Consider the following 9368-nt stretch of genomic DNA (forward strand, 5'->3'; position numbering starts at 1 on the left):
CCATGCTGGCGATGGTCGGCGAGCTGCCCCCGCAGGCCCGCGTTCAGGTGTTCGCCGAAGTCGCCGACGCCGCCGAAGAACAGCAAGTGCGGACCGAAGCGGACGTCTCGTGGACCTGGCTGCACCGCGAAGGCGTCGCGGCCGGGCGGAGCACGCTGCTCGAAGACGCGGTTCGCGCGGCGGACCTGGGGCCGCGCCCGGACGTGTGGGCCGGTGCAGAATCCACGGCCGTGCAGCGCATCCGCGAGCACTGCCAGGACGTGCTCGGGCTGGACCGGCGCCGGGTTTACGCGCTGGCGTACTGGCGGCTGGACGCCGCCGGGCCCTGACCCTCGACGGGACGTCGATTTACCTGGTCACAGCGCCGGAAAGGGCGGTTGGCGGCGCGGCCCATCCCGGGCGTCGCGGGCCTGCCACCGGCCGTAGGCTGGATGGCGTGAACAAGTTGGGTCGGATCATGCTCGCCGGTGGCGCGGTCGGTGCCGCCACCTTCGGATACGCCGCCGGTGTGGAACGCAGCCACTGGACGCTACGGCGCGCGGAGATTCCCGTGCTGGCCGAAGGCGCCCCCGAACTACGCGTGCTGCACATCTCCGACCTGCACATGCTGCCGAACCAGCGCTCCAAGCAGCGTTGGGTGGCCGCGCTGGACGAACTCGCCCCAGACCTGGTCGTCAACACCGGCGACAACCTGGCGCACCCGCAGGCGGTGCCCGCCGCGCTGCGCGCACTGGGCTCGCTGCTGGACCGGCCGGGCCTGTTCGTGTTCGGCAGCAACGACTACTACGGGCCGAAGCCGAAGAACCCCGCGCGCTACCTGCTGCCGTCGGCGAAGACCAAGCGCATCCACGGCGACCCGCTGCCGTGGCGGGATCTGCGCGCGGCGATGACCGAGCGCGGCTGGCTCGACGTGACGCACCGTTGGAGCGACCTGGAGGTCAACGGAGTGCGCATCCACGTCGCCGGGCTCGACGACCCGCACCTCAAGCGGGACAAGTACTCGAAGATCGCGGGCGCGCCCGCGCACGACGCCCACCTGCGGCTGGGCCTGACGCACTCGCCCGAGCCGCGGGTGCTGGACGCGTTCGCCGACGACGACTACGACCTCGTGCTGGCCGGGCACACCCACGGCGGCCAGCTGCGGCTGCCGGGCTACGGCGCGCTGGTCACCAACTGCGAGCTGGACCGCGCGCGGGCGCGCGGCGCATCGACGTGGGGCGAGCGGATGCACCTGCACGTCTCGGCCGGGCTGGGCACCTCGCCGTACGCGCCGGTGCGCTTCGCCTGCCCGCCGGAGGCGACGCTGTTGACGCTGGTCCCGCGTTCGCGCGCCGGGTCGGCCGAGTCGGCGGCCGCGGTCGGCAGCCCCCCTTCCGGAGCGCGCACGAACATCCGCTAGACTTTTTCGCGGCGGTCGGACAGGGACCCGATAAGTCCACCGCCGGAAGATCGGGGTGTGGCGCAGGTTGGGAGCGCGCTTCGTTCGGGTCGAAGAGGTCGTGGGTTCAAATCCCGCCACCCCGACAAGTAAAGGGCCTGGTCAGGACTCCGCAAGGAGTTCCGGCCAGGCCCTTTCTCATGTCCGGACCGCGTCTTGCACCGGGCGCGGCGACTCCGCCAGTACGTGGCCCTGCTCGTTCTGGCGCTAGCCGAGTTGGGCGCGGATCTCGGGGAGCAGGTTCTCGCTGAACGCCTGCTTCAACCGCTGCTTCGCCTTATCGAGCAGCAGTGCCTTGAGCGGGTCCAGGCAGTGCTGCACGACCGCCGGATGGCGGGCCGGGGATTTGCACAACAGGACCGCGAGCGTCCGCAGCGCGGGCAGCAGCGTGGCGGCTTGCTCGATCCCGCCGAGGCCGAGTGCTTCGGTGAGGCGTTTCCAGAGCTGCTTCGTGCACGCGGTGACGACCTTGGTGGGAATTTTGCGCCCGCTCGCATTTACCACCTTGTCGAGCCGCTTTCCCACCACCTGCGGAACCGCGTCCCAGGCGCGCTTCGCCTCCTCGATCACGACGACGAGCTGCACGAGCAGTTCACACCAGAAGTGATCCGCCATCGCCGTGCGAGTGTCGACGCCCAGCGGTCCGATCTCCCGCTCAACCTGGGCAAGGACCTGGCCGAGCAGCTCGCCCACTGCTTCTACCCGATCCACATCGGTGCGGGCGGTCGCGAGCTTCCGGTTGGTGTTGTCCTCTCGTTCCCGAGTCGTGGCATCGACCGTTGCATCATGCGGAGCCGAACTCGATGGAGGCTCTGCGGGGGCGTGCGGAGGTTCCTCCTGCTCTCCAACGGAATTCGTGGTGGCGTGCAGTTCATCGCGGAGTGCCCGGAGCACGTGATCGCGTGCGGTATTCACCGCAGCACGCTTGTGGTTCATCGTCGATCGGGACCGGTTCTTCCCTGCAGCGGCGTGGTCTTCAGCAGCGACCCAGTGGCGGTCGGCTCGTTGCCGAAATTCGTCAAGGGCATCGGGAGATCGACGGATCAGCGAGATGGCGCCGGGCCAGCCGTGCTGGGAGCCTCCGCACTGGCACACGCAGGTGTCGCCATCGGCACGTTCACAGTTGGACGGATGCGTCAATTTTACTCCAGGGCACGGAAGAAGAGCCGCTGAAAACGCATGCTTCCCGGCAGCGTGGTCTTGATCTACCGCTGGTCCAGCGAAACTCGCTGCGTCGCGATGCTGGTCTTGCGCTTGTCCGTGCGGGTCGTCCGATGCGTTCGGACGGTGGTAGGCGCTGACCCGGTGTGCCGATGCCCGCTGCCGAACGGGGGACGTGAGTTCCGGTGCGCTGCTCCGTGCCGACGAACGCGCGTCGACGGCGTGCTCAGGTTTGGAGGTTCGGCGTCAACGTTGCGTCAGGGGTTTGGTGGGTGGCCTGGACTGGGCTGGGGATGTCCGGTTCGCGAGCCGGAGGGCGGTGATGGTCGAGTGGCTGCGGGCGCCCGGTGCGCTTGCGGTCATGCAGGTTCGACCTTGGGAGCGTTGGGACAACGCTCCGAGATCAACATCAGCGCACGGCTGGCAAATTCCGCGAGAAGTTCTGACCAGGCCGTCTCCTGTTCCAGGATTCCGCAGGGAGAAGGCGGGGAGCCGTTCTCGATGATCGGCTCCCCGCCTCGGAGACCACGGTGGAACGCGGTCGTCCGGTAACGGCCACTGCTCGGACAGCTGTCAGGAGCAGGTCCAGGACACCGGCTTGGACGGCCCGCGCGAGAGCAACGCGGTGCCGCCAATCACGCTGCCGTCCGGACTGATCGAGCTCGCGGAGAGATCCCAGTTGTTGATCCCCGGCAGCGGAACCTGCTGTCCATCGGCGAACAGGGTTGCCGTTGCCGCCCTGCCCTCGCTGTCCCGCCTGGCCGCGGCGACCCAGCCCTGTTCGTTGATCGCCCCCGAGTCGAAGATCGTGTTCGGGATGACCTCGGCCGTGCCGGTGTCCAGGTTCCAGCGGATCTCGCCGCTGCTGCCGGAACCGATCACCCACGGGCCGTTGATCTGGTGGGCCTCCAAGTGCTCGTTCGCGGGGATGCCTTCGGGCCGCGGCAGCGCCGCGGAGGTGCCGTCCGGCCGCCAGACGAAGCCGTTGGTCGGGGCGCCCGGAGTCTCGCCCGCGACCGTGCCGACCGCCGTGCCGTCCGCGGCGACGTCCTCGGCGACGCCAGGCGGTCCGGGCAGGTCGACGGGCTGGTCGGAGCCGGGTGCCCAGCTGACCGGGATCTCGCCCGCTGCGTCGCTGCGGAACCCGACGATCTGCCCGGTGTCGTTGATGCCGCGCGGCGTCACGTGGCCGGGCAGCACGCGGACCTCGCCGTCGCGGTAGACGTACGGACGGCGTTCGCCGTACTCGTCGAAGATCCCGCCCACCGCGACGCCGTCGGAGTTCACGTCTTCCAGCCGGTCCGGCAGGTTCCCGGGCGTTTCCAGGATCTCGCCGTCCCGCCACACGACGTGGACCAGGTCGGACGGCGTGCCCTCGACCGTGCCGACCAGTGTTCTGCCGTCCGGGCTACCGCCGCTGACGTTTCCCTTGGTCGCGCCGGGCGGCATCGGCAATTCGTGGATCCGGCACTCGGTGGGCGCGGCGGCCTGCGGCTCGGCGACCGCGGGCACCGGTGCCAGCGCGACCGACCCGGCGAGCACGCCGCCCAACGCGACCAGCCTGGGCAGAGTCGTTGCTTTGGAGACCAATGCAGCTCCCTCGTGTTGTTGCACGGACCTGAAGTGGACGATGAGCGCCGAGCCGAAGTCGCCCGCTGCCGCGGCGCGGGCGAGCTGCGTCGGGAAACCCTTCACCGGGTACGCCGCGGATTCCGCCGACGGCGATCCGCGCCCCTGGGGGCGGCGACCTGTCGGACGGATCGGGCAGGATCGGTGGGGTGAGCACCTACCCTGACGCGAAGATCCCGGAAGAGCTGTTCGACGACGCCGAGCTGGAGCGGCGCTGGCGGGCGCGGTTCAGCGCGCCGCGCGTGTCCCTGCCGGACTGGGCGCGCGACGCCCCGGCGCGCAGCCTGTACGTCTCCAACAGCAGCGGAACCTGGGAGCTCTACGCCTGGGACCGGGACTCCGGCGAACACCGGCAGGTCACCGACCGGCCGAACGGCACCTTCCACGGCACCTTGTCCGCGGACGGGACGCGGGTGTGGTGGTTCGACGACACCGACGGCGACGAGTTCGGCAAGTGGGTCAGCGAGGACTTCACCTACGGCGGCGAGAAGCCGGCCGAGGCGGTGCCGGGCACGCACGCCGGCTACCCGGCCGGGCTGGCGCTCGGGCCGACCGTGACCGGGATCGGGATGTCCACCGACGACGGCGTCACGATCTGGGTGTCGAAGCACGGCGCGAGCCCGGAAGTCGTCTACGAGCACGAGCAGGACGGCGGTCTTTCCGCGCTGTCCTGGGACGAGTCGCTGCTGGTGCTGTCGCACTCGGAGCACGGCGACAGCAGGCACCCGGCGCTGCGGGTGCTGCGGGTGTCCGACGCGGCGACCGTCGCCGAGAAGTACGACGGGCCGGGCAAGGGCCTGGACGCGCTGGACTTCGCGCCGGTGAGCGGGGATCCGCGGCTGCTGGTGCTGCACGAGCGGCACGGCCGCGAAGAGCTGCTGATCTGGGACGTGCTCGCGGACACCGAGCAGGAGCTCGACCTCGGACTGCCCGGTGAGGTCTCCGCGGACTGGTACCCGGACGGTTCGGCGCTGCTGGTCGCGCACACCCATCGGGCGCGCACCACGATGCACCGCTACGACCTGGCTTCTGGCGAGCTGACCGACCTGTCGACCCCGGCCGGGACGGTCGGCAACGCCTCGGTGCGACCGGACCGGTCGGTGGAGTACTCGTGGTCGTCGGCCGCGACGCCGGGGCTGGTGCGCACGCTGACCGCGGACGGCGAGGACCGCGTGCTGCTGACGCCTCCCGGGGAGCGGGCGCCCGGTTCGCAGCCGGTCGGCGACGTGTTCGTGGAAGTGCCGTACGGGCCGAACGAGACCGTGCACGCGCTGGTATCCCGCCCGGAAAACTCCGGGGACGAGCCGTTGCCCACGGTGTTCAACCTGCACGGTGGGCCGCACGCGGCCGACGAGGACCGGTTCTCGTCGTACCGGGCGGCGTGGCTGGACGCGGGCTTCGCCGTGGTGGAGATCAACTACCGGGGTTCGACCGGTTACGGCTCGGCTTGGCGGGACGCGATCGAGGGCCGTCCGGGGCTGACCGAGCTGGCCGACGTCGCCCGGGTGCACGACTGGGCCGTCGCGGAAGGGCTCACCACGCCCGCATTGAGCGTGGTCGCCGGGGCTTCGTGGGGCGGCTACCTGACGTTGCTGGCGCTGGGCACGCAACCGCAGCGGTGGGCGGGCGGCGTGGCCGGGGTGCCGGTGGCGGACTACGTCTCGGCCTACGCCGATGAGATGGAGCCGTTGCGCGCCTACGACCGCGCGTTGTTCGGCGGCTCGCCGGAGGAGGTCCCCGCGGTGTACCGGGACTGCTCGCCGCTGACCTACGTCGACGAGGTCCGCGCGCCGGTGCTGGTGCTGGCCGGGGACAACGACCCGCGCTGTCCGCTCCGGCAGATCCTGAACTACCTGGACCGGCTGTCCGCGCGGCAGGTGCCGTTCGAGTTCTACCGCTACGACGCCGGGCACGGTTCGCTGGTGGTGGCCGAGACGCTGCGCCAGGTTTCCGCGGAGATCCACTTCGCGCAGCGGGCCGTCGGGCTGGCTTGATCGGACTTCACCGGTGCCGCGCGTGCAGCGGATCGGTGAGCCCCGCAGGCCACGGCGGGCGGAGCCGGACCGTGGGGGTGTCGTCGGGACCGGCAGCCGATGCCGTCGGCTCCTGCTGAACCGGCGCGTTGCCGGCAGCGTTCGTGCCTTGCCCGCGCAGCCGCACGATCCGGTCGGCCAGTTCGGCGAGATCAGGATCGTGGCTGATCAGCAAGGTCGTGCGGGTGCGGGCGAGCCGCCGCAGCGGGGCGAGGACGTTGCGCTTGGACTCCTGGTCCAGTCCGTTGGTCGGTTCGTCCAGCACCAGCACTGGAGCACGGCGCAGCACGGCGCGGGCGATGGCGATCCGTCTGCGCTGGCCGCCGGAAAGCAGCGCTCCGCGCTCGCCGAGCACCGTGTCGTAGCCGTCCGGCAAGGCCCGGACGAACTCGTCGGCGTCGGCTTCCTGAGCCGCTGCGACGACGTCGGCCCGAGACGCCCCTGGCGCGGCGAACGCGATGTTGTCCGCGACCGTTCCGTGCAGCACGTCGGCGGCCTGCGGCACGGAGGCGAGCTGGTCGCGACCCTCGTGCCGCGGGAGCCGGGGCAATTCCACGCCGTCCAGCAGCACCCGGCCCGCGACCGGGTCGTAGAACCGCAGCAGCAGCCTCGCCAGCGTCGATTTCCCGGCTCCGCTGGGGCCGGTGACCAGCACGAACTCTCCCGGCCGAACGTGCAGCCGGAAGTCGCGAAGCGCAGCCCGGCCCGCGCCCGGGTAGCCGAAACCGACCCGGTCGAACTCGATCGCCCGCCCCGCGGGGCGCCGCGGCGGCAACGACACACCGCTGGGCGCGTCGGCCACCGCCGGTTGCGCGTCCATGAGCTCGATCAACCGCTCCGAACCGGCGCGCGCGGCGGTCACCGCCATGGTGATCCGGCCGAGGTCCTGCAGCGGCGGGTACAGGTAGCCGATGTAGGCGGCGAACGCCATCAGGCCGCCGATGCTGATGCGCTGCGCCGAGATCTCCCACACGCCGACGCCGATCACCAGCAGCACGCACCCCGTCTCGACCATCGTGACCAGCGGCGGGTACAGCGCGGACAGCCGCGCCTCGGTGATCTTCGCGCGGAACCAGCGCATCGAGGCGGCGTGCAGCTCGGCGGATTTGCGCGGCTGCTGGTTCGCGGCCTGCACCAGCTCGATGTGCCCGAGTCCTTCTTCGACTACCGTGCTCAGCTCGCCGTTGCCCGCCCGCTCGTCCCGCGACGCCGACCTGATCCGGTTCGCGAAGCTACGCGCCACCAGCCAGAAAACCGGCGCGAGTGCGAACGAAAGCAGCGCCAGGTCCCAGCGCAGGTACAGCGCGGCGCCCGCGTAGAGGACCACGCTGAACATCGCGGTGACGGTCTCGACCATGCCGGATGCGACGAGCCGTTCCACCGCCTCCACGTCCCCGGAGAGCCGCGAGACCAGATCGCCCAGTTTGCTGCGCGCGAAGAAATCCGGGGAAAGCCGCTGCAAATGCGCGAAGACGTGCGCGCGCAACCGCACCAGGAAACGTTCGGCCGCCCGCGCGGAAAAGTAGGAGCCGCCGAAGGAGGCCGCTGCGCCGACCGCCGCGATCGCCAGCCAGGACAGGCCCGGCGCCCAGAACTCCGCCAACCTGCCGGTCGCCAGCGCGTCGTCGGTGATCAGCATGAACATCCAGATGCCCGCGGTGTCGGCCAGCGCGGAGATCACCAGCAGCACCGCAGCGACCAGCAGGCCACCGCGCTCCGGGCGCAGGAACGGCCGGAAGCGGGCGAAAACCTCGCGAATTCCCGGCGCAGCGCTCATCTCGGTCCTTCCCGCTGCCCCGGCGGGCCGGTGCTGAACCGACCGGCCCGCCGAGGATCAACTCACTTGTGCGGCGGCCGGCCCGGCTCCGGCTTCGGGGGCTTCGGCGGCTTGGGCGGGCGCGGCTTGCCTGGGACCGGAACGGGGAAACCCATTTGCGACCTCCTGGTCGAATCGAATCACATTTGGCCGGGCCGTTTCGGCGCCGACTGGAATCAACCTACCGAGCATTTCGGAACGGATTCGACGGAAAATATCCGGAAATCCGCTGGGAAGCTCCTGGACGAATTCCCGCGTCCGGCCGGGCTGCCGATTTCCCAGCGGGCGCACACCGTTCTACGAGGAAGTTCCCAGCCGCTGTGAGCTGCCGTACAACAGGAATAAACCCCTGCGCAGCCGGGTTGTTGCGAAATATGAGTCACCTGTTCGAGCCGCTGAAGCTGCGCGATGTCGCCATCCCCAACCGGGTGTGGGTCTCGCCCATGTGCCAGTACTCCGCGATCGACGGCGTGCCCGGCGATTGGCACTTCGTCCACCTCGGCCAGTTCGCCACCGGCGGTGCGGGCCTGGTCATGGCCGAGGCCAGCGCGGTCGCGCCGGAAGGCCGGATCAGCCCCGCCGACGCCGGGTTGTGGAACGACGAGCAGGCCACCGCGTGGCGGCGGATCACCGACTTCCTGCACCAGCAGGGCTCGACGGCCGCCGTCCAGCTCGCGCACGCGGGACGCAAAGCTTCCACGGAGGCTCCGTGGGACGGCGGCGCGAGCGTTCCCGAATCAGCGGGCGGCTGGCGCACGATCAGCTCCACCGACGCCGCCTTCGGCGAGCTGGCCGCTCCGCGGGCGTTGACCGAGGCGGAGGTCGCGGCGCTGCCCGAGCAGTTCGCCGCCTCCGCCCGCCGCGCCGAAGCCGCCGGGTTCGACGCGGTGGAGCTGCACTTCGCGCACGGCTACCTGGCGCATCAGTTCTACTCACCGCTGATCAACGACCGCACCGACCGCTACGGCGGCGACTTCGCCGGCCGGGTGCGGGCGCCGCTGGAGATCGTGGACGCGGTGCGCGCGGTGTGGCCGCAGGAGCGGCCGCTGCTGGTGCGGATCTCCGCGACCGACTGGGTGGACGGCGGCTGGACCGGCGACGATTCGGTGCGGCTGGCGAAACTGCTGGCCGAGCGGGGTGTGGACCTCGTCGACGCCTCGACCGGCGGCGCGGTGCCGGACGCCCGGATTCCCGTCGGTGCGGGTTACCAGGTCCGGTTCGCCCGCCAGGTCCGCGCGGAGGCCGGAGTGCCGACCGGCGCGGTCGGCCTGAGCACCTCGCCGGAGCAGGC

At 70.9% G+C, this 9368-nt stretch carries 7 protein-coding genes and 1 tRNA gene; 5 read left to right on the forward strand and 3 right to left on the reverse strand.

Translation table 11 applies throughout. From position 1 onward, the window contains the following. The 3 genes from IJH84_RS15080 to IJH84_RS15090 form a co-directional block, all read left to right on the forward strand. The coding region (locus tag IJH84_RS15080) for a siderophore-interacting protein (RefSeq protein WP_295145529.1) at window positions 1–329 on the forward strand (329 nt) is incomplete at its 5' end. 128 nt (window positions 330–457) lie between these two features. Continuing rightward, a complete protein-coding gene (locus IJH84_RS15085; protein ID WP_200068679.1) occupies window positions 458–1399 on the forward strand; it encodes a metallophosphoesterase in 942 nt (313 codons plus the stop codon). Between the two features lie 51 nt (window positions 1400–1450). After that, window positions 1451–1524, forward strand: a tRNA-Pro gene (locus IJH84_RS15090). Window positions 1525–1645: 121 nt separating this feature from the next. Here IJH84_RS15090 and IJH84_RS15095 read toward each other — a convergent pair. Next, complete coding sequence (locus IJH84_RS15095) at window positions 1646–2578, reverse strand: hypothetical protein (protein ID WP_295145531.1); 933 nt, start codon at window positions 2576–2578, stop codon at window positions 1646–1648. Window positions 2579–3172: 594 nt separating this feature from the next. Continuing rightward, window positions 3173–4189: a hypothetical protein gene (locus IJH84_RS15100; RefSeq protein WP_295145533.1), complete on the reverse strand. Its 1017-nt coding sequence runs from the start codon at window positions 4187–4189 to the stop codon at window positions 3173–3175. A gap of 188 nt (window positions 4190–4377) precedes the next feature. Between IJH84_RS15100 and IJH84_RS15105 the strand changes: the two genes are divergently transcribed. Further along, entirely contained in the window at window positions 4378–6222 is a 1845-nt protein-coding gene (locus IJH84_RS15105; protein ID WP_295145535.1) for a prolyl oligopeptidase family serine peptidase, read from the forward strand. Between the two features lie 7 nt (window positions 6223–6229). Here the strand turns inward: IJH84_RS15105 and IJH84_RS15110 are convergent, their stop codons facing one another. Continuing rightward, on the reverse strand, window positions 6230–8038 hold the full coding sequence (locus tag IJH84_RS15110) for an ABC transporter ATP-binding protein (protein WP_295145537.1): 1809 nt from the start codon (window positions 8036–8038) through the stop codon (window positions 6230–6232). Between the two features lie 413 nt (window positions 8039–8451). Here IJH84_RS15110 and IJH84_RS15115 point away from each other — a divergent pair. Further along, on the forward strand, window positions 8452–9368 hold a 917-nt coding region (locus IJH84_RS15115; protein WP_295145539.1), incomplete at its 3' end, for an NADH:flavin oxidoreductase/NADH oxidase.

This window comes from Saccharopolyspora sp. (assembly GCF_017434145.1).
Classification (GTDB): Bacteria; Actinomycetota; Actinomycetes; order Mycobacteriales; family Pseudonocardiaceae; genus Saccharopolyspora_C; species Saccharopolyspora_C galaxeae.

What these genes read in the sequence shown, in the direction of transcription:
- IJH84_RS15085 (WP_200068679.1), top strand. Translation starts at nt 458, where the DNA reads ATGCTCGCCGGTGGCGCGGTCGGTGCCGCCACCTTCGGATACGCCGCC.
- IJH84_RS15110 (WP_295145537.1), bottom strand. Translation starts at nt 8,038, where the DNA reads ATGAGCGCTGCGCCGGGAATTCGCGAGGTTTTCGCCCGCTTCCGGCCG.